A 19,391-nucleotide genomic window follows, 5' to 3' on the forward strand; every position below is an offset into this window, starting at 1 on the left:
CGATCAGGACTGCTGCTGACCAGCCAGGACTGCTGCTGACCTTTCCGGCCTGCCGGCCCCTGCGGACCGGCAGGCCCCTCCCGCACGAACCGCCACACCTACGGAAGAACGAAGAGGACAGCATGGAGTCATTGAACAACCTCCCCATCGTCGTGATCGGCGCCGGCCCCGTGGGACTGGCCGCCGCCGCCCACCTGCTCGAGCGCGGCCTGGAGCCGCTCATCTTCGAAGCCGGCCCCACGGCGGGAGCGGCGATCGAGCAGTGGCGCCACGTTCGGCTGTTCTCCCCCTGGCGGTACAACCTGGACGCGGCCGCCGTGCGCCTGCTCGAGGGCACGGGCTGGGCATCGCCCCGGCTCACCGCGCTGCCCTACGGCGGCGACCTGATCGACCACTACCTGACACCCCTGGCCACGCTGCCCGAGGTCAGTTCCCGCCTGACGACCGGGGCCCGCGTCGTCTCCGTGACCCGCGCCGGCCTGGACAAGACCCACTCCCGCCACCACGAGGCCACCCCCTTCACGGTCCGGGTCGAACACGCGGACGGCGAAACCCGCGACCACACGGTGGCCGGCGTCATCGACGCCTCCGGCACCTGGTCCACCCGCAACCCCCTGGGCACCTCGGGCCTACCCGCCCTCGGCGAGGACACCGCGGCGGAGCGGATCTCCTCGCCCCTTCCCGACGTCACCGGCCGGGACCGTGAATCGTTTGCCGGCCGCCGGGCCCTGGTCGTGGGCGCCGGGCATTCGGCGGCCAACACCCTCATCAGCCTCGCCGACCTCGCCAAGGAGGCTCCCGGGACCCGGATCCTGTGGGCGGTCCGCGGCACGTCCGCGGAGAAGGCCTACGGCGGAGGAGATGCCGACGGGCTTCCCGCCCGCGGCCAGCTCGGCTTCCGGCTCCGCCGCCTCGTTCAGGCCGGCACCATCGAACTGCACACCGGCTTCGGCATCACCTCGCTCACCACCCTGGACGCGCACGTGAGCGTGGCGGCCACGGACGGGCGCGTCCTGGACGCCGACGTCGTGGTGCCCTGCACGGGCTTCCGCCCGGACCTGGACATCCTGCGCGAGCTCCGCCTCGACCTGGATCCGGCGGTGGAGGCCCCGCGGGAACTGGGCCCGCTGATCGACCCGGAATTCCACTCCTGCGGCACCGTCGCCCCGCACGGGGCCAGGCTGCTGGCCCACCCGGAGCAGGACTTCTACATCGTGGGCATGAAGTCCTACGGCCGGGCACCGACGTTCCTGCTGGCCACCGGCTACGAGCAGGTCCGCTCCGTCGCCGCGGCCCTGGCCGGGGACCGGGCAGCCGCCGACACCGTCCACCTGGAACTGCCCGAGACCGGCGTCTGCTCCGCCGGCGCCGGCACCAGCTGCGACGTCCCCGCCACGGCCACGGCAGCCGCCGCAGCACCTTCCGCGGAGGCGGGTTGCTGCCCGGCCCCGGAACCGGTGCTGGTCGGCTTCCCCACCGGACTGGCCCACGGCCGCTCCGGCGACCACTGACCCGCCGCCCGCCGAACCTTGGAGTGCCGTCATGACCGAGAATCGTGAAACCAGCCTGGGCCTGCAGGACAACACCGAACTGCTGCGCAGCATCAGAGCCCGCCTCGCCGAGAGGTTCGGCGGGATCTTCGCCGCCGAAACCGTCGAACGCTACGTCTTCGAGTCCTACACCGCCCTGGCCCGCACCGCGAAGGTCAGTGCGCACCTGCCCGCCATCACCGAACACTGCGCCACCGACCGGCTCAACGCCCTCGCCAAGTCCAAGGGCGCGGTCGCGTCCGAGGTCCCCGAAGTGTTGTTCGTCTGCGTGCACAACGCCGGCCGGTCCCAGATGGCCGCGGCGCTGCTGAACGTCGAGGCCAAGGGCAGGATCCGAGTCCGCTCTGCCGGCTCGATGCCGGCGGCCGACCTGGACCCCGCCGTCGTCGCTGCCATGTCCGAAATGGGCCTGGACCTCACCCGGGACTACCCCAAGCCCCTCACCGATGATGTGGTGCGCGCCTCCGACGTCGTCATCACCATGGGCTGCAGGGACTCCTGCCCGATCTACCCGGGCAAGCGCTACGAGGACTGGGATCTGGCCGACCCGGCCGGACTGCCCGTCGCGGCCGTGCGGATCATCCGCGACGAACTCCACGACCGGATCAAGACGCTCACCGCCTCCCTGCTCACCCAGCCCGCCTCAACCCACCAGGAAGAACCCACCGCATGAGCCCGAACACCCAAAAGCCCAGCGTCCTGTTCGTCTGCAAAAAGAACGGCGGCAAGTCCCAGCTCGCCGCAGCCCTGATGAACCAGCTCGCCGCCGGCACCGTCACCGTCCACTCCGCCGGCACCAACCCCGGCACCTCGCTGAACCCCCAGGCCGTGGAGTCCCTGTCCGAACTCGGCATCGACATCACCGGCGAACACCCCAAACCCGTCACCGACGAGGTCCTGGACACCGTGGACGCCGTCATCGTCCTGGGCACCGAAGCCAAGCTCGAACCCCGCGAGGGCACCCGCTTCGAAATCTGGGAAACGGACGAACCCTCGACACGCGGCATCGAAGGCATGGAACGCATGCGCCTGCTCCGCGACGACATCAAGGCCCGCGTCCACAAGCTCTACACCGACCTCACCGGCAACTAGACCCGCCCCGGGTGTAGTCGCGGGGAGCTGTCGGCGAGAGTGCGCGGCGCGGCGGCCTTGCCGCGCTGTCCACCACCCAAGCCACTGGGTGGTGCGCTCTGTGTGAGGCTCTGCCCGCAGCTTGCGGGCCGGTCACGCAAGGAACCGAGAGTGTCTCGACAAAAATGTCTTGCATCCCACCGGTTGCAAGACTCGCTTCCGGTCGAGGGTGACGTCGTCAAAGCCGCGCGAGCTTCCCCGATATCGCCGATTGGCGACACCGAGCGATCACAGAAAGCCGCCACGAAGCGCTGAACTCCACAGCCGTAGGGAGCGATTTGCCCCGGGGCTTCTCGATTCGGCCCTTCTTTGATCCTTTGTTTTTGGGAACGCGAACCGCCGCCAGCGCAACCCGGCACATCTGTTCGGGGACAGTCCCCGGCCCTGAAGCTTTGGACCTAGACGCCGTCGGTTGCTTCCAGGCGGCCGGTCCGAACCGCGTCGGCGAAGGCCTGATAGTCCTTGTCGTTCTGGTCCGCGTACCGCCCGGAGAAATCGGTGATCGAGACGTCGAATTTGTCACTCTTGCCGAGATAGGCGGCAATCGCGATCGGGTCACCTGATCGGGCGTGCGCTCGTGCCAGCGTCCAGCCGCATGCGTTGGCATAGAACGTCATGCCGAACGGCTGCATCCCTTCCACGACGGCCGAGCCCTTCATGTCCCGCAGTTGGCGCCAATACAGGTACCGGTTGTCCTGCACGCCCTTGGTCCACCCCAGGAAGATGTCGCTCGCGGCCTGCATCATCCGCTGCCCCTGCACCACCCGCTCGCCCGGCTGGCTGAACCTGCTCTTCGGCAAGTGGTCCTCGAGCACCGATCGCGTGGCCTCCTTGACCTGGAGGAACAGCGGATCCTGTTGATCGCGCCCCTGGAGCAAGGCGATGAATGCCCGCGCACCGACACTGCCGACGCCCACGACCTTGCGGGCGACGTCGATGACTTCGAAGCGCTCGAGCAGGTGACGCCGGTCCTCCGGCAGCGTGGCCCGGTAGGACCGGAACTGCTCACGAACCGCGTGCTCAACCTCATCGCCAGACATCCCGTACGAATCTCCCAGGTCCCGGACGGGAATGACGATCGGTGGCTGACTGACGATTCGGTACCTCCCGTCCGCGAGCTCGGCGAGCTTGGACAGTGCCTGCAGGCTGTCCCGAGTGCGGGCCTTTGCGACGTTCTGTCGCGCCGTCTGTCCCATGCCATGGGCTGCCTTCTTGAGGGCCTTGCCCTTTTGGGATGCCACTGCCAGATCGATGGCCTCCACCAGCTGCTCCTCGGACAGGCGGGCGTACCAGATGTCCAGGGTGCGCATTTGCGCGAACTGGGCCATCGCTTCGCGGTAGGCCCGAACCGCGGTGAGTGTCACGTCACGTGTTTGGTCCTTGGTGAACGCGTTGCTCCGAGCGGCGATGGTGAAGCTCGCGGCCATCCGCTTGACGTCGTACTCGAAGGGCCCCGGAAGTGTCTCGTCGAAGTCGTTCAGGTCAAACAGCAGGTTCCGCTCCGGCGAGGCGAACACGCCAAAGTTGGACAGGTGGGCGTCCCCACAGAGTTGGCAGTCCAAGCCGGCCCGCGGCGTGTCCTTCAGGTCGGCGGCCATGATCTTGGCCGCACCCCGGTAGAACGTGAACGGCGAGACCAGCATCCGGCCGTGACGCACCGGCACGAGGTCCTGTTCCCGGGTCTGGTTCTGTTCCTCAAGGAGCGCCACCGGATCGGGCCGGTCGGAAGCGGGAACCCAGCCCGTGTGGCTGGCGACGGGCGTCTTCTCGCGGTATCCCTTGCCCTGGGATGCACGTTCCTCGACGCTCGGGTGCTTGACCTTCTTCTCCGCCATGCTCGGCGACCTCCCTTTGGCGTCCGGAACCGCCACCGTCACACCGGCAGCAGTTGCCTGGGTCAGTCCCGGCTGAGCGCGCTGACGCGCCCTGGCTCCTGCTCCATCAGCGTGGCTGCTTAGGTACATATCGAGCGAGCATCGAGGGTGCTGCGCCCCTCACGGAAGCACCCATCAAAGCTCACGCGTGGAACGTTCGGGAATCGCCTGGCCAGGCTGTTGTCCCGTTCACCAAGCCATGCAGCATCTCGTCCGCCTTGACACTGCGATTGTGGCCCCGGCGCAGCCAATCGTCAACGCGCTGGGCTCTTCACCGAACTCAGGGGGTTGTGCCTTCCGGATTCGGGTCCTCCATCAGCCCGGAGGGCCCGCGGCGCACCTGCCCGAGGCTCGGCAGCGCAAATTCTGCCCGGACGCTTTCCTTGTCCGAACGCCGAACGCCGAACGCCGATCGGCCGGCGGTTCGATGTCGCCGCCGCCTGGTCGTTGATGTTTTCCAGGAGCCGCTGGGTGGAGCGCGGGTTCCGGCGCAGCGTGGAGGTCCGCAACGCGGGGTCTGAGGATCCGAAGTGGACTCTCTGCCCTGTGGAGTCGTTTTGGCTGCTCAGGTAAAGGCTTCCTCCCCGACCGACCATGGCAACTCCCTCACCCGGGTGTTGTGACGATCACTGGAATCCGCCCTGCGAAAACTAGGCCACTTATCACCGCGATTCACAAGAGTGTCTCGACAAAGTGTCTTGCTACCCACGGGTTACGAGACGCCCACGATGTCGCGGATAAGTCGACCTCGCGGGCAGGTTCCCCGGGCGGGTCCTTCAACCAGCCGCGCTCCTGACGAACGCGGTGATGGCTGCGGCGACCTCGCGGTGCGCCGTCTCGTTGAGGATGTCGTGCTTCATGCCCTCGAACACCAGGGTGCGGATCTGCGCGGACCGGGCGGCGACGGCGGCCACGTCCGCAACGGGCGCGACGGCGTCCTCCGAACCGTTGAGGGCGAGGACGGGAATCCTGAGGTGGCCGATCGTCTCGTCGATCTCGGCCCATGCGGGTGGCAGGGCCCTGCGGAGCACGTCGACGATGTCGGCTTCCGTGAAGGCGAGCGGGTCGTTCTCCAGGGAGTCCCGGTAGAACGGGTCCCCGGAGAGGTCGTCCAGGTCGAGGGCAAACGCGTCGCCGGCGCCCTCGAGGTCGGCGAACCACCGCGGCATGCTCAGAGTGGCGCCGGTCAGCACGGCCGCGCGGTAGCGGTCGGGGTGGCGCAGGGTGGTGATCGTGGCCGCCACCGCTCCCAGCGAGTGCCCCGCGATGACCAGCGGCAGGCCGGCCTGCGCGGCGAGGTCGGTGAGTCGCTGGCCGTTGGAGACCAGCGCATCGATGCTCTCGATTTCACCGCGCTGGCCTCCGGTAAGGCCGTGCCCGATTTCGTCCAGCGCCCACAGGTCGATGTCCGCCTGGTTCAGGGCCGCGCCGAACCGGTGGTAGACCCCGGTGTGCTCGCCGAAGCCGTGCAGGAAGACCACCGCGGCCGTGGGCGAGGCCGCGTCCCAGTGCCGGTAGTACACGGGGCCCGAGACCCCATCGAAGAAGGGCACCGTTACTCCAAGGCTGGGCGGACGTCGGTCGTTACCATCCTGCCCGACGTTTCGCTGCGACGCGATCCCTCAAGTCCGTGACTGTTGACGTCGTTTGGTTCTGGCACGAATTTCGTGAACGGTGGCGGATCGTCGCGGCGGGCGCACAGCCGGTATCGGCGCCGGATCGCGGACACCGCCGTGGGCGGGCAGTCGGTGGTCATCGAGTTGTCGGGGCGGGGGGTCTCCTGCTCCGGGGCGGGGCGGGGCAGGAAGCGGTTCGCCGTTTTTCCGGTGGCGGGCGGCTTTCGCTTGCGGGTAGCAGGCTTGCGCAGGCGGTGCGTGGCCTGTTCGCGGCTTCCTCGATTTCTCGTGTCTGCAGCCGGTGAGGCAGGTACCGGCGGTGGTTGGCGCGGCGGGTGCGGTTGACGTCGTCGGTGAAGTGCCTAAGGCGGCCCGGTCTCACTGAATGCTTCTGCTGGCTTATGGACCTGTTCCATCACGGCTGCTGGGCGCTACTTCGTCTAGGAGATATGTTGCCAGTCGCTCTGGTTGGCTGAGCGCGATCAGGTGGCCGCCGGGGAGTACATCGATGGGGAGGCCCAGCCGGTCTTGTGCCACGTGCTGTTGGAATGTCAGCGGGAAGAACCGGTCGTCTGCTCCGGCGGCGATGCGGGTCGGCACGCTGGGCCAGGCGGTGAGCGGCCAGGGGTCGGCGAATGGTCGGTTTGACTGGCGGGGCTCGCCCCGGCTGAGCACCTCCTGTATGACGTTGTCGGGCACGTCGTGGAAGAACTCTGCGATGGGGTCGAAGGCCCCCGTGGGGTCGCGTCCGTCCGCTCGTGCCTTGGCGGCGTGCGCCTTTTGGTGGCCGGTGTTCGCCCACCAGTCTTGGCCGGTTTCCCCGGGTTTGGGGATCATCGCGTTGATCAGCACGATTTCCGCCACGGGGCGGCGGGCAGCGACCAGTGGTGCGGTGAAGCCGCCCATCGATTGGGCCACGAGCGTGACGGTTTCGTGGCCGTCGGCAGCGGCTTCGATCACGTTGGCGTACGCCGATAGGCCTGCGGTGTCATCTGCAGCTGGCAGATCCACCGCGATCGCGGCATGTCCCCTGCGGAGAAGATGCGGTACCAGCCAGTCCCAGTAGCCGGCGTCGCCGCCGGCACCGGGAACGAGTATGAACGTTGTCATTTCTGCTCCTGGACTGCGTCTGGGGTTGCCGGGAGTATCGGCCGGTGGGTATCAGCGCATCGAGGATTGCGCATCAGTCGGACTTTCCGGTCAAGGACTGGCCGGAATAACGCTTGGGGGTGTGGGTCGGTAGCGTTTCCACTGTATCCGGAAGTGGGTGTTCCTTGATCGGTTGTGCGTGGGGCATGAACCGTCCCGGGAATCATGCCGCCGTTTTGTTGGCGGCGTCCTCTGCTGCGCCAGTACTTCCCCAAGGGCACGAACCTCAACCTCCACGGCCCGGGACGCCTCCTCGAGGTCGCCACCGAACTCAACCAGCGACCCCGGAAAATCCTCGGCGGCGTCACGCCCGCCGTAGCACTCCAGAAGCTACTCTTGAACCCACCAAAACCGTCCGTTGCGACGACCCTTTGAAACCGCCCGTCCGTTGCAAGACACACTTTTGGCTGGTGGCAGCGTCGGCTACTGGCTTGAGTGCCCTTTCTCGATTGCTTCGCCGCCGGCCTTCACGCTACGGCCGGAAGCGGCTGGGAGACTGTTGTCGTGACCATCGACATCAAAGCCATGCTCCATCGGGTCATCGCCGAGGTGTTCGACGGAAACTTCACCGTGGAGGACGCGACCTCCAGGGAGGATCCTCAGCTACACAGGGTCCGCGTGGCCTGCCGGTTCGATGAGGGCCGCACGGCCATCATCCGGGCCAGCTACGAGTGGGTGGACGCCTTCGTCCCCGAGCTGGAGGTCCAGACCGTCCTCTTCGACTACGACGATGCGGAACAGGAAAAGGCTGACGAGCTTCGAAGGCTCTGCCTTGTCGTGCGCGCCTACCTGCAGGGGGAGGGGCGTATCGAACGGCGGCGGCGGCTGTTCCGCCGGGGCACGGTCGCGGTTCTGGTGATCGAGGTGGACGGCCTTGAATGGCGCCTCGGCCGGAACCACTGGGTGGTTCCCTAGCCGTAGGGCTGATCCTTCCGCCCGTTCCGGCCCCGGAAGACGGGGCACTTCCTGCGGCGAGGACGCCTGGTTGGCCTGTGGCACACTGGCGAAATGGACACCCGGCACATCCCTCCGGCCTCGATCGCGGCGCGCTGGAACGCTTCCGACCAGGCTGTGGATTTGGTGATCGATGGGCGCGCGGTCATCGACATCGTTGACCCGCAAAAACAATGGGGTGTTTCCCCGTTTGCGCGCCGGTTCAGGCGGGCAGCGGCTCGCGGGTGGCTGTCCAGGTACCGCGGGGTGTTCGATGGCCGCGACGAGAGGCTTCTGGAGGGGGAGCTGGAGATCGCGGTCTGCGGGGCGTGCGGCGACCGGGGGTGCGGGAACCTTGCGGTCTACGTGGACATGGACGCGGACACGGTCGTGTGGCGGCAGCCGCACTGGGCCGGGGACGACGAGGAGGACGACGAGGAGCCCGGTCCCGACGATCCAGAATCGCTCTTGCCGCAGGTACTGGTGTTCGGCCGTGCCGAGTACGACGCAGCGCTGGCCGACGCGGAGCGGTTCATCAATCGCCCGGGGTGGCGCCGGGAGACGCCGGAAGCCGCAATATGGCCGAATTGGCTGCGGAACCGGTTCACGAGGTTGTGGGCCAAGTAGGATCGCGCGCGCTGCCCGTCCGGGGGTCGGTGACGGAAGTGCGGTCGGCTCGCAGCCGTCCGATGCACGTACTGGCCGGTGGTTCAGTCTCCGTCTTCGTCCCGCACGATTTCGATGTGGGAGACGAACCACCCTTTCCGGTGTCCGGTTCCGACGGTCGATCTCAAGGCAGGCCGTCATCCTGCCCGAGGCAGGCCTTCTAGGGTGGAATCATGAACACACCGACGCCGGAACAGCTTCACATTTTCGGCCAACTCATCGCCCACGCGGGCGGCCTCGCCCCTATCCTTGAGGCGCAGTTCGCGGCGAGCCGGACCAAAGGCTGGGCGTTCTGCGGCGTGTGCTTCGATCTGGAGGTGGCAGGGGATGTGCCCCTGCTTCCCGAGGGCACCGAGCGCCCGCTGGCCTTCGAGGTGGACCCTGCCGCGGCTTCGGACCTGGTTCAGGTTCTGCTGTGGCATGACGACGGCCGGTCGAGCGGGATCGAGGTGTCCGCAGTCGATGATCCGCACCCCGGACTGAGGAACTTGCAGATCATCGGCTGCCTGCGCGAAAACCGGGCACCGTGAAGACCGGCTGCCTTTAACGGGCGAGGCCAAGCAGCCGCCGGAGGCGCCGAAAGCGGAGCTCTGACGGAGGAGGAACACGCCACGGTCCAGGTGCAAGCATCTCCAGGGCGGAGTTCAGGGCCGCTTCGTACTGCTTCTTGTCGAACACGATGCGCTCGGGGAACGCCTGGGCAAGGGGCTCCGGGTCGGGCAGCTCGTCGAACTCATTTTCTCGGTCCAACGTCCACCGGACGTCCTCCCAAGCGACTTCCGTGCCAGTCACGGTGATGCGCGCGATGATGGCGCCGCATCCGAGATCTCCGCACTGCGAGCACACGGCCAGTTCGATCTGGCCGGGGCCCAGGGGAGCGTTAGTTTCTCTCTGTCCCAGCAGGGCCGCGGCACTCTCCAGCACCGGCTCGCGAAGCCACCGGTTCGCAAGGGGTGTGATCCTGTCAGCAACCTCGGGAATCAGTTCAAGGACGGACTTCCCGTCGATCAGGAGGTCGACATACTTCTCCTCTTCCACCCATCTCACGCCGAGGGTCCGGTGTTGATCTATCGCCATGGAGTCAGTATGCCCTGCGGCGTTCGAACCTAGGGGAGAACGGCCGCGGTCAGATCTCTCAAGACGCTATTGGCTATTGAGATGGGCGGCCATCGGGGGCTGGTCGGGCCTCGTGTGCCCCGCTCGAGGCTCCTTCAATGCGCCGGAGGCTTAGGGTGGAACCGCCGGTTCCTCATCACGAGCACAGCCCCGGCTCGGAGGTCAGCGCGGAGGGGCAGCCTTGCTCGATGTCGATGATGGTGATGGCCAGGGACGCAGCCAGAAGGACGAGGAAGCCGGCCAGCATGAACATGCTCTTGGACAGTCCTCCGGGGACCCATGCGTCGGGGGAGTCGTAATCGCCGTTGCCGTACGTGTAGGCCCTCCACAGCCATCCGGACCCGCAGAAGTGAATGAACGCCAAGGCATACGACGCCACGGCCGCAGCCGTGCGGAGCCCGGTGAACCAGACGGACAGGGTGAGGGTGGCCAGGACCAGTGCCGCGGTGAGCACCAGCGAGTGCCAGCTGGTCAGCCGACGTACAAGTGTTTTCATCCCAAGATCCCCACGCCCGTGTCGGCTCCTGCCGCGTATCCGACCGTTAGAGCTGCGGCCCCTGCCAAAGGCAGGACCAAGAGCCAGCGCCAAAAGTATTTGACGAGGCTGTTCCGTCGCTCTGCCCGCTCACGATAATCCGGGTCCCATGCGAATCGGCTGCCCATCGAGACCTGAGCCTCCACAAAAAGGGCAAACCGGGAAGGATGCCCCGCGGTTGCGGCGAAGAAGCTGAGGCTGCCCGCGGCCATCCACGCCGCCGTGAGCAAAAGCGGGTCCCAGCCCAACATCAGGGCCAGCTGCCATGCGGCAAATGCAGGGAACACCAACAGGACTGAATAGGCGTAAAAGATTGACCCGATATCCACTTTTCCCTCTTGGGGGTCGTATCGGCTGGCCATGAGCAGCCAAACGGTCGCGACCAGCGCCACGATGAGAGCCATCAGCGGCAATGTTCCAAGAATTCTTCCGTTTCTATCGTCAGCTAGCGAGGGAACTCCGGTTCCCGTACTTGGAGGCAGTCGGCTCCCTTGGCGGTCAGGATCCCTATCCGGGTGGCACCCTAAAGTCGAGGCTAGGCCACCGCCACGCCCTTGGGCGAACCGCCCATCGCCGCGGCTCAGAGAGCGTCTCGACAAGAACGTCTCGCATCCCACCGGTTGCAAGGCGCGGGCGAGGGGCCGCGCTGACTTTCGCGTGCTGCGATTGAGCATCGCGGGGCGGCTCGCTGGTGGCGGGACGGCGGGGGTGGCTCCTGCTTTCCTGGAGCTAGTTGGTCCGCTGGTCGCGGCCGTTGCCTCGTCCGTGGTTTCGGCCCTGACCGCTGGTGCGCTGTCCGGCGCGCCGCTGGCCGGGTGGTTGCTTCCTGGACGGTTGCGGACGGAACGGGATCTCTGCTTCCGGTAACGCTTCGTCAAATCCTTCGGGCGCCGGGGGAGCGGTGAACACGGCTGGGGGAGCGACGGTTTCGCGGGATGCCGGGCTGACCGGCGGGGCCTCTCCGGCCAACGGGTTCATGAACAGGGGGTCGGGGGGCATGGCGGCCTTTCGGGCGGGGTGGGAGTCGGACCAGCCTACCCTCGGCCTTCCGGGAACTTGCTGTCTGGTGCCCTGCTGCCCGTCGCTGGCAAGGCGCTTGCGAGCAGGTTCGGCGTGACCGTTCTTGAGGGAGGGAGCTGGATCCTCACGCAAGGTCTCCCGGCTGGTCGACGGTGCTGACGGTCGGTGGATCGCGGGTTCCGCGTGAGCGTGGGGCGCGGATGCCTTAGGGTTGCGGGGCAGAACCCGCAATCGAGGAACAGGACATATGGCACAGGACTATGACGCGGCACGCCCCGAAGTGGCCGAGCAGAGCGAGGAGACGTACAAGAGCGTCCGGAGCATGGCGGCGCCGACGGCCCGTACGGTCGTCGAGGAACTCGACGTCGCCGAGGACGTGGACGGGCTCGAACTGCCCGGAGCCATCGTCAACGATGAGCTGGTCGTTGCGGTGATCCCGCAGGGCGAGGACGAGTTCGTCTGCGGCTCGTGCTTCACCGTGCGCCACCGGTCCCAGTTGGTGCGCGAGAAGGACGGCACCGCCTACTGCCGCGACTGCGAGCTGTAGGGCACGTCGGGTGCGGGATTCGCCGCCGGCGACGGGCGGGCCGCGGCCGACCAACCGGGGAACGCGGCGCCTCAAGACCGGCGATCTGTAGGCTGAGGGGGTGGACTTCCTCTCGATCCCCACGCTGACCGGTGCCTTGGCCACACTGGAACCGCTGGCGCTGGAGCATGCCACGGAGTTGGCGGAGGCGGTCGCCGAGAACGACCTCCACAAGGTCTGGTACACCCGCCCGCCCTTCCCGGAGGGGATGAGTGCGGAGATCGAGAACCGGTTGGCCAAGCACGACGCCGGCCAGATCGTCCCGTGGGCGATCCGTCGGGCCAGCGATGGCCGGGCGGTCGGGATGACGACCTTCCTCAGTATCCGTCCCGACCACCGGCGTCTGGAGATCGGTTCCACTTGGATCGCCCCCAGTGCCCAGGGCACCGGCCTCAATACCGGGGTGAAGCTGCTGCAGCTCACCCATGCCTTCGACGCGCTGGACTGCATTGCCGTGGAATTCCGCACCCACTGGCACAACCAGCGCTCCCGGCGGGCCGTCGCCGCGCTCGGAGCCAAGCAGGACGGGGTGCTGCGCAACCACGACCTGTGGCGGGACGGAACCATGCGCGACGTCGTGGTGTTCTCCATCATTGAGAGCGAGTGGCCGACGGTGAAACTATCCCTGACCGAAAAGCTGCGCACTCCACAACCAAACGTCAAAACAAACAGCTAACCTGGCAAACTTCCGGGACAGCCCTACTGTCTCGACAGAGTGTCTTGCATCCCACCGGTTGCAAGACACCCGAGTGGGCCCGGGTATGGCTGTGATCATGGCGAGGCATCCGGATCCCCCAGGAAGATCTCGCGCTGCCCACGGGCGCTGGTTGCGATCGCCCTGCGAATGCCTCCCGCGGGTCAGTGCGTGGGGTGCATTTCTACAAGCTGTTGTCTTACGACAACCGGATCCGTGGCATCCAATAGCGAGGCTCGGGATCAGGCCCTCCCGAGGTGTGTTCAGCGGTTCGCGTCCACAACCATCTGAACTTCGTCTTGGCGGAGGGGCGCGCCGAGGTGGTAAACGGAGTCCTTTTGCATCCCGGTGAGGGATGCCTGCGGGTCGGATTCGAAATGTGGTTGTCGCTTGGCCGTTATTGCTCCGTCAAGGGATCGATTGCCACAAGGATTTCCCGCAGATGTTCCTGCATGGCGTTGCGGGCGGCTGCAGGATTCCTTGACTGGATTGCCGTGAAGATCATCCTGTGGGCGGTGACGGACTGCTTCATCCTCTGGGCTGTCTGAAAGGTGGTCTGGCGCGTCGGGGCCATCCACCCGTGGGTCTCATCCACGAGGCGGATCAGCAACGGGTTGTGGGTCACGCGCGCGATCGCGGAGTGGAATTCGACGTCGTACCGCTGCAAGGCCGAAGGCGACGGCGAGGATTTCAGCAGTTCCTGCTCCGACGCCAGAAGCGGCTCTTCCAAGGAGGCGAGCTCCCGGGCCGAGTGCCGAACCGCTGCCCGCTCGGAGATGGGTGGTTCGATGACGCTGCGAAGGTCCATGACTTCACGGATCGTCCGTTGTTTCTGGCTCATGTTTCCAAAGATGCTGCCCTCCAGCGCCCGGTCCTCGGCTGAGTTGACTGTCCATCCGGACCGTGGCCGGCTGGACAGGTAGCCTCGCATCTCGAGGTCCTGAAGGGCCTGCCTCACCGAGATTCTCGACGCGCCGAGTATCTCAGTCAGATGACGCTCGCTGGGAAGCTTTGAACCGGAGGCGATCCGCCCGCTTTCAATCAGGCGGGCCAAGCGCTCACTGAGCCGCTCGGGCACCGTTGCCCCGGACACGTTGATTTCATCCCAAACAGTCACCGCAACTCCTTCATCTGGTCCTACCAAAATACCAGAGAAGCCTTTGATTACTTGGGATGATTGGTTGGGAGGCCCTTTCTTCGTTGACATTTTGGTCCTACCAGAAAAACATGATTGCTGTGTTGACCGTCACACTTCCCGGTTGGCGCCCCGTTCTGAAAGGTTTGCTCATGTCCACCAAGGATTTTGCGGCACCGGCAGCCGAACGTGAGAACGAAGAGGTTCCCGCTTCGCGTCCGTCGCTCTTTTCCCAGCCCAAGGGGCTGCTTACGCTCTCGGCCACTGAAATGTGGGAGCGGTTCAGTTTTTACGGTCTTCAGGTCATCCTCGCCTATTACCTCTACTACTCCCTCAGCGAAGGGGGCCTGGGGATAGCTACTCCTGTTGCCCTGGGTATCGCCGGAGCCTACGGCGGGGTCGTTTACATTTCCCAGATGCTCGGGGGGTGGCTGGCGGACCGCCTCCTTGCTCCCAGGACCTTGGTTCTCGTGGGCGGCATCCTGATCATGCTGGGGCACATAGCCTTGGCTGTTCTCCCCGGCATCGCTGGCCTGATGGCGGGTTTGCTGCTCATTGTTCTGGGTACGGGTGGTTTGAAAGTGAACACCACCTCCATGGTGGGAGAGCTCTACTCCCGGGAGGATTCGCGGCGCGATGTCGGTTACTCCATCTACTACACGGGCATCTCGATCGGCGCCTTCCTCGGACCGCTGTTGACCGGTTTCCTTCAGCCGGAGTTTGGCTTCCACGTTGCCTTCTCGGCAGCTGCCGTCGGCATGGGACTTGGCTTGGTCCAGTATGTGTTCGGCATGAAGCGCCTGCCCGCCGTAACCCGTACCGTCCCGAACCCCCTTCCCCGCCAGATGCGGGCGCGGGCCGCCCTGATCGCGGTCGTCGGTGCGGCGGCCTTGGTTACTGGAACTGTCACGGGGTTCATTAACTTTGAGAACATCGACACTCTCGTCACCGTCATCGTCCTCGTGGCGGCACTGGCCTACTTCGCTGTCTTGCTGTCCTCGCGGAAAGTGGATCGGGCCGAACGCCTCATGGTGCACACCTACATTCCGGTTTTTCTCAGCAGTCTGCTGTTTTGGACACTGCTGTTCCAGCTCTTCACAACCCTGGCGCTCTACATGGACACCCGGGTCAATCTGACCATTGGTGACCTCACCCTTCCCCCCGCTCTGATCATCACCCTGGAAGGCCTGTTCGCGACGCTGATTGCCCCGGTGTTCGCGGCCATCTGGGCCAAGATGGGCACCGCCCAGCCTGAGTCGGGAAAGAAAGTGGTTGCCGGAATCGCCTGCATGTCCCTCACCTTGCTCAGCTTCGCGTTCATGGGCCAGACCACTGGCCCGGTCAACAGCGTCCTGGTCGTACTCATCGCCATGGTCCTGTTCGGCGTCGCGGAGATCGTCGTGGTCCCGACCGCCTTGTCGCTGACCGCGCGACTGGCCCCCAGGGCGGCCTCGGCCCAGATGACCTCGCTGTACTTCCTGACCATGGCAGGCGGCTCGACATTGTCCGGGTTCATCGCCCAGGCATATTCACCCGAAAACGAAGGCTTCTTCTTCTCTGTCGTCGGTCTCGGCTCGCTCGCAGCAGCCGTCGGCCTTTACCTCGTCTACCGTGCGCTGAACCGCAAGGTTCCCGCGCTGTAGGTCCCCTCCACCCTCATTCACCGAGCAAGACATAACTGGAGTCATTCAATGAACACCATCCCCTCCAACACCCAGCGCGTCGCCATCGCCGCCCCCCATTTCGCGGCTGTGGAAGCTGCCCGGGAAGTAACCGCTGCCGGGGGAAACGCCATAGACGCAGCCGTCGCCGCAGCCGCGGTGCTGACCGTCGTTTACCCGCACATGTGCAGTGTCGGAGGGGACGTCATCGCGTTGGTCCGCAAGCCGGACGGGCAACAGGTGTGCGTCAACGCATCCGGCGCCTACGGGTCGGCCCCCGAAGCCCAGGCTGCTCTGGCCCGGACGGGCGGGAACATGCCGATTCTGGGGCCGCTGACCGTTTCGGTTCCCGGCGCCGTCTCCGGCTGGGCCGCCCTGCTCGAGCACGGCGGGTCACTGCCGGCGGCAGACGTCCTCGCCCCCGCCATCCGTCTGGCCCGGGACGGGATGACAGTCAGCCCCGGACTGGCCGAAGCCATCGAACTGGACAAGGCCACGCTTCTGCAGGACGAAGGGATGAAGTCGATGTTCTTCGTGGACGGCACTCCACGCCGTGCCGGGGACATCGTCATTCAGAGCGCACTGGCGGAAACCCTTTCGCAACTTGCCCATGAGGGACTTGACTCGATGTACCGGGGCTCCGTCGCCACCCGGCTGGCCGATGGGTTGAAATCCCTGGGTGTCCCCGTCACCGAACAAGACCTTGCCAACCACAGGCCCAGCATCGAACCGGCCCTGACACGTTCCTTCGGGCCGTTGACCGTGTCCACGGCAGCCCCGAACTCCCAGGGCTACACCATGCTCAGGAACCTCGGCGCCGTGTTCGCCCACACCGATGATCCCTCGACCGTGAACGCGGGGCTGCTGGCCGAACTCTTCTACAGCTCCGATGCACTACGGGACAACCAACTGGCCGACCCCCGCTTTGTCGAAGTCGATGTCGAGGCCGAACTTTCCGATGAAGCCCTGCACCGTGCTCTCGCATCCGCACAGAACAGCCTGGCCGGCAAGGGGCGTCCGCACTTCGCCCACACGCCCCGGCCCGGCGGGGACACCGTCGGTGTCGCAGCGGTCTCTGCTGACGGAACGGCGGTGTCCTTGATCCAATCAGTCTTCCACTCCTTCGGATCACAGCTGCTTGAACCCGACACAGGGCTCGTCCTGCACAACAGGGCCGCGTTCTTCACCCTGGACCCGACCTCGCCCAACCTGCTGCAGCCGGGCAAGCGGCCCGCACACACGCTCGTCCCGGTCATTGTCGAGCACGAAAACGGCACCCTTTCCGCCCACGGCACCATGGGCGGAAAGGCCCAGTCCCAAATCCACACCCAACTCATCCTGCGCTCCCTGGAAGGCCTCAGCCCCCTCCGGATGGTTGCGGCACCACGCTTCATCGTTGGAGGACTCGAAGCCGGAAGCAGCAACGACCGGATCATGATCGAACCCTCCCTGGAAACCGGCCGGGCAGCACAAATCCGCGAGACCACCATGACCGTCACCGAAGGCAAGGACCTCGACAGCAACGCAGGGCACTCCATGGTGGCCCGGCTGAACGCCGACGGCTCCCTCGAAGCCGGTGCCGACCCCCGCAGCGACGGCGCCGCATGGGCAGGAAACTGATGCACCGCGCAATACAGCCCGAACAAAGCAGTCGCGAATGCTGAAGGAGAAACGAAACGCCCGGATGCGTCTGTCGTTGATGATGGCCCTAACCTTCGTCACCGGCGCCCTGGATGCCGTCGGCTACCTCGGACTGGACCGCATCTTCACCGGAAACATGACCGGCAACATCGTCATCCTCGGAATGGCCGCTGCCGGCGGCAACGGCCTACCCGTCCTGGGGCCGGCCCTGGCACTGGTGGCGTTCGTGCTGGGAGCCGCGGTCGCCGGAGCCGTTCTCAAGCGCCGGTCCTCGGGCTGGAACGTGCGCGTAACGGTCCTTCTTGGCATCGGCACGGTAATGCTCTCCGTCGCCGGAGTTGTTCTCACGCAAACGGACACCCATCCCGAGTGGATCCGGGTCGCCATGGCCTGCGCCATCGCCGTGCAAATGGGCTCCCAAGCCTTGATCGCCCGTTTCCTGGCCGTCAAAGACATGACGACAGTAGTCGTCACCTCAACCCTCGCATCACTGGCCGGGGAATCCTTCTTTGGCTCCGGAAGCCGCTTATGGAACCGACGATTCGCAGCAGTGGCCGTGCTCTTTGCCGGCGCCACAGCGGGAACCGGGCTGATGCACCTACACCTCAGCGTGCCCGTCTTCGTCGCAGCCGCGATCACGGCGGCGGTAACGATCACCGGCATGAGTAAGTGGAACCTACCCGAGGAAGCCACCATCCAGGCGCCCGAGCTACAGACGGCAAAGCAATAGGTCACGGACTGCCAAGGCTCTCTTGGCAGTCCGTATTGCTCTGCCCAGCCACACCTCACGACAGTCGAACGCTCACCCCCGTTCAATCGAAGAACAACGACCCCTGACCATCCGGCAGTCCCCTACCGACAGATAGCGTCACAAAAAACACCGCCACATACTGCTGCAATCCACACACCGACCTTCTGTCTCGACAAACCGTCTTGCATCCCTTCGGTTGCGAGACTGTTCTGGCCGCCTGCAGTCGAGGTCAGCTTCGAACACTAATGCGGCCCATCGGGAAGCGGACGATCCTGGCAGGCGGCTCGTGGTGTTAGACGCCCAGCACGAGCGCCAGAGGAAAGACCATGACGAACCACAAGCCCGCAAGAAGCGCGGGAACCTGGTACTTGGCGGCCGGTGCGGCAATCTGGGGAGTCCAAACCGGTCGCACGGTCATGAACGCAAGCACGACTGCGGGCAGGAGGAGCGCAGACGCCGTGATGAAGCGGAATCTCTGTACGCCGGCCTCCACCTCTGCCCCCAACATCAAGCGGCTGAAAAACCACAACCCGAGAAGAGCCAGAAGGCCACAGCCTGCAAGGGCACACAGGATCCGGGCAGTCCCACGATGGGCCTGTACGCATGTCCCCTTCCTGTCGTGGGGCACTGCGAAAACACCGCCACTTATCGGCTGCGATTCAATACGGTCGGCACGCGGATTCCTGACGCAGGCCTACTGTCTCGACAAACCGTCTTGCATTCCTCCGGTTGCAGGACCTACTTTCCGCCGATGGTGACTGTGCAGAAGCCGCCGCCCATTTCATCAAGGATCCCTTGACGGGATCCGGTCGCGAGGGGGGCTGGTTTAGATGATGGGCGTCCCGTCGGGGACACGCCGTTATCTGCCCGGTGCATCATTGGTTCCGGTGGGGCTGCTCCGGGGTGTGCTCCGTTTCGGGATCGACCTGGAGACGGCTGGCTAGGATGGTCCGGCCGCGGTTGAGGATTTCCGCTATCAGACGCTGCTCGGAGGCGCTGAAGTCCGGGCTGTAGTGTTCGCCGGCAGGCGTGATGCATTCCAGGTTGTTGCCGTAGAAGACCTTGTCGTAGCACTTGGAGGCCTTCGGGCCGCGGTCATCGAGGGTGGCGCCAACGCTGCGGGCAATGTCTGCGAACAGGTTCCAGGCGTTCAGCAGCTGGGCGCAGGTGTCATCCGATACCGCCAGTTCAAGCAGCGCCTCCAACCCGTCCAGGTCCTGGGGAGTGTCGATGCCGCATTCCGGATCAATAGCGGTTTCCAACTCAAGGCCATGCCTGCCGGCCAGGGCCAACAGATCCTCCACGGTGCTCGCGGACACGATTCTTCCGCCAT

Annotated in this window: 19 protein-coding genes and 1 pseudogene; 12 read left to right on the top strand and 8 right to left on the bottom strand. The window is 65.6% G+C overall.

Annotation, left to right across the window (positions count from 1 at the left end):
- The first annotated feature begins 122 nt into the window (after positions 1 to 122).
- From ABD912_RS00680 to ABD912_RS00690, 3 genes are read left to right on the top strand one after another with little or no spacing between them, the layout of a single operon-like run.
- A complete protein-coding gene (locus ABD912_RS00680) occupies positions 123 to 1,511 on the top strand; it encodes an FAD-dependent oxidoreductase (protein WP_345147715.1) in 1,389 nt (462 codons plus the stop codon).
- A gap of 31 nt (positions 1,512 to 1,542) precedes the next feature.
- A complete protein-coding gene (locus ABD912_RS00685) occupies positions 1,543 to 2,223 on the top strand; it encodes an arsenate reductase ArsC (RefSeq protein ID WP_345147716.1) in 681 nt (226 codons plus the stop codon).
- Positions 2,220 to 2,642 carry an arsenate-mycothiol transferase ArsC gene (locus ABD912_RS00690; RefSeq protein WP_345147718.1) on the top strand — a complete coding sequence of 141 codons (423 nt, stop codon included), beginning with the start codon at positions 2,220 to 2,222 and terminating at the stop codon, positions 2,640 to 2,642. The genes ABD912_RS00685 and ABD912_RS00690 overlap by 4 nt, the downstream gene beginning before the upstream one ends.
- Before the next feature lie 437 nt (positions 2,643 to 3,079).
- On the opposite strand, the gene ABD912_RS00695 is transcribed toward ABD912_RS00690, so the two are convergent.
- The 3 genes from ABD912_RS00695 to ABD912_RS00705 all read right to left on the bottom strand — a co-directional run bounded on the left by ABD912_RS00695 (position 3,080) and on the right by ABD912_RS00705 (position 7,281).
- Positions 3,080 to 4,516, bottom strand: a complete 1,437-nt coding sequence (locus ABD912_RS00695; protein ID WP_345147719.1) for a DUF2252 domain-containing protein — start codon at positions 4,514 to 4,516, stop codon at positions 3,080 to 3,082.
- An 815-nt stretch (positions 4,517 to 5,331) separates the two neighbouring features.
- Positions 5,332 to 6,108, bottom strand: a complete 777-nt coding sequence (locus tag ABD912_RS00700) for an alpha/beta fold hydrolase (protein WP_345147721.1) — start codon at positions 6,106 to 6,108, stop codon at positions 5,332 to 5,334.
- Between the two features lie 462 nt (positions 6,109 to 6,570).
- Entirely contained in the window at positions 6,571 to 7,281 is a 711-nt protein-coding gene (locus ABD912_RS00705) for an alpha/beta fold hydrolase (protein WP_345147722.1), read from the bottom strand.
- A gap of 219 nt (positions 7,282 to 7,500) precedes the next feature.
- Between ABD912_RS00705 and ABD912_RS00710 the strand changes: the two are divergent.
- The 4 genes and pseudogenes from ABD912_RS00710 to ABD912_RS00725 all read left to right on the top strand — a co-directional run.
- A pseudogene (locus ABD912_RS00710) lies at positions 7,501 to 7,695 on the top strand (IS30 family transposase); the annotation flags it as partial.
- 129 nt (positions 7,696 to 7,824) lie between these two features.
- Positions 7,825 to 8,235 carry a hypothetical protein gene (locus tag ABD912_RS00715; protein ID WP_345147723.1) on the top strand — a complete coding sequence of 137 codons (411 nt, stop codon included), beginning with the start codon at positions 7,825 to 7,827 and terminating at the stop codon, positions 8,233 to 8,235.
- Positions 8,236 to 8,328: 93 nt separating this feature from the next.
- Positions 8,329 to 8,880 carry a hypothetical protein gene (locus ABD912_RS00720; RefSeq protein WP_345147724.1) on the top strand — a complete coding sequence of 184 codons (552 nt, stop codon included), beginning with the start codon at positions 8,329 to 8,331 and terminating at the stop codon, positions 8,878 to 8,880.
- 212 nt (positions 8,881 to 9,092) lie between these two features.
- Entirely contained in the window at positions 9,093 to 9,449 is a 357-nt protein-coding gene (locus ABD912_RS00725; protein WP_345147725.1) for a hypothetical protein, read from the top strand.
- Positions 9,450 to 9,462: 13 nt separating this feature from the next.
- On the opposite strand, the gene ABD912_RS00730 is transcribed toward ABD912_RS00725, so the two are convergent.
- From ABD912_RS00730 to ABD912_RS00740, 3 genes are all read right to left on the bottom strand, one after another.
- Positions 9,463 to 9,996 (bottom strand): hypothetical protein, encoded by a 534-nt coding sequence (locus ABD912_RS00730; protein WP_345147727.1) that lies wholly within the window; start codon positions 9,994 to 9,996, stop codon positions 9,463 to 9,465.
- Positions 9,997 to 10,171: 175 nt separating this feature from the next.
- Entirely contained in the window at positions 10,172 to 10,531 is a 360-nt protein-coding gene (locus tag ABD912_RS00735; RefSeq protein WP_345147729.1) for a hypothetical protein, read from the bottom strand.
- Entirely contained in the window at positions 10,528 to 10,974 is a 447-nt protein-coding gene (locus ABD912_RS00740) for a hypothetical protein (RefSeq protein ID WP_345147731.1), read from the bottom strand. The genes ABD912_RS00735 and ABD912_RS00740 overlap by 4 nt, the downstream gene beginning before the upstream one ends.
- Positions 10,975 to 11,837: 863 nt before the next feature.
- Here ABD912_RS00740 and ABD912_RS00745 point away from each other — a divergent pair.
- Together ABD912_RS00745 and ABD912_RS00750 are read left to right on the top strand one after the other, a co-directional pair.
- On the top strand, positions 11,838 to 12,137 hold the full coding sequence (locus tag ABD912_RS00745; RefSeq protein ID WP_345147732.1) for a DUF4193 family protein: 300 nt from the start codon (positions 11,838 to 11,840) through the stop codon (positions 12,135 to 12,137).
- Between the two features lie 100 nt (positions 12,138 to 12,237).
- Positions 12,238 to 12,852, top strand: coding sequence for a GNAT family N-acetyltransferase (locus ABD912_RS00750; RefSeq protein ID WP_345147733.1), 615 nt, complete (start codon positions 12,238 to 12,240; stop codon positions 12,850 to 12,852).
- A 415-nt stretch (positions 12,853 to 13,267) separates the two neighbouring features.
- Here ABD912_RS00750 and ABD912_RS00755 read toward each other — a convergent pair whose 3' ends face one another.
- Positions 13,268 to 13,987 carry a FadR/GntR family transcriptional regulator gene (locus ABD912_RS00755; RefSeq protein WP_345147734.1) on the bottom strand — a complete coding sequence of 240 codons (720 nt, stop codon included), beginning with the start codon at positions 13,985 to 13,987 and terminating at the stop codon, positions 13,268 to 13,270.
- 170 nt (positions 13,988 to 14,157) lie between these two features.
- Here ABD912_RS00755 and ABD912_RS00760 point away from each other — a divergent pair, with 170 nt between their 5' ends.
- From ABD912_RS00760 to ABD912_RS00770, 3 genes are read left to right on the top strand one after another with little or no spacing between them, the layout of a single operon-like run.
- Positions 14,158 to 15,648 (top strand): peptide MFS transporter, encoded by a 1,491-nt coding sequence (locus tag ABD912_RS00760; protein WP_345147735.1) that lies wholly within the window; start codon positions 14,158 to 14,160, stop codon positions 15,646 to 15,648.
- A 48-nt stretch (positions 15,649 to 15,696) separates the two neighbouring features.
- Positions 15,697 to 17,286 carry a gamma-glutamyltransferase family protein gene (locus tag ABD912_RS00765; protein WP_345147736.1) on the top strand — a complete coding sequence of 530 codons (1,590 nt, stop codon included), beginning with the start codon at positions 15,697 to 15,699 and terminating at the stop codon, positions 17,284 to 17,286.
- A gap of 37 nt (positions 17,287 to 17,323) precedes the next feature.
- Positions 17,324 to 18,037, top strand: a complete 714-nt coding sequence (locus ABD912_RS00770) for a YoaK family protein (RefSeq protein WP_345147737.1) — start codon at positions 17,324 to 17,326, stop codon at positions 18,035 to 18,037.
- 896 nt (positions 18,038 to 18,933) lie between these two features.
- On the opposite strand, the gene ABD912_RS00775 is transcribed toward ABD912_RS00770, so the two are convergent.
- A complete protein-coding gene (locus ABD912_RS00775) occupies positions 18,934 to 19,377 on the bottom strand; it encodes a hypothetical protein (protein WP_345147738.1) in 444 nt (147 codons plus the stop codon).
- Positions 19,378 to 19,391: the final 14 nt, after the last annotated feature.

Source organism: Arthrobacter ginkgonis (genome assembly GCF_039540195.1).
In the GTDB taxonomy this organism is placed as follows: Bacteria; Actinomycetota; Actinomycetes; order Actinomycetales; family Micrococcaceae; genus Zafaria; species Zafaria ginkgonis.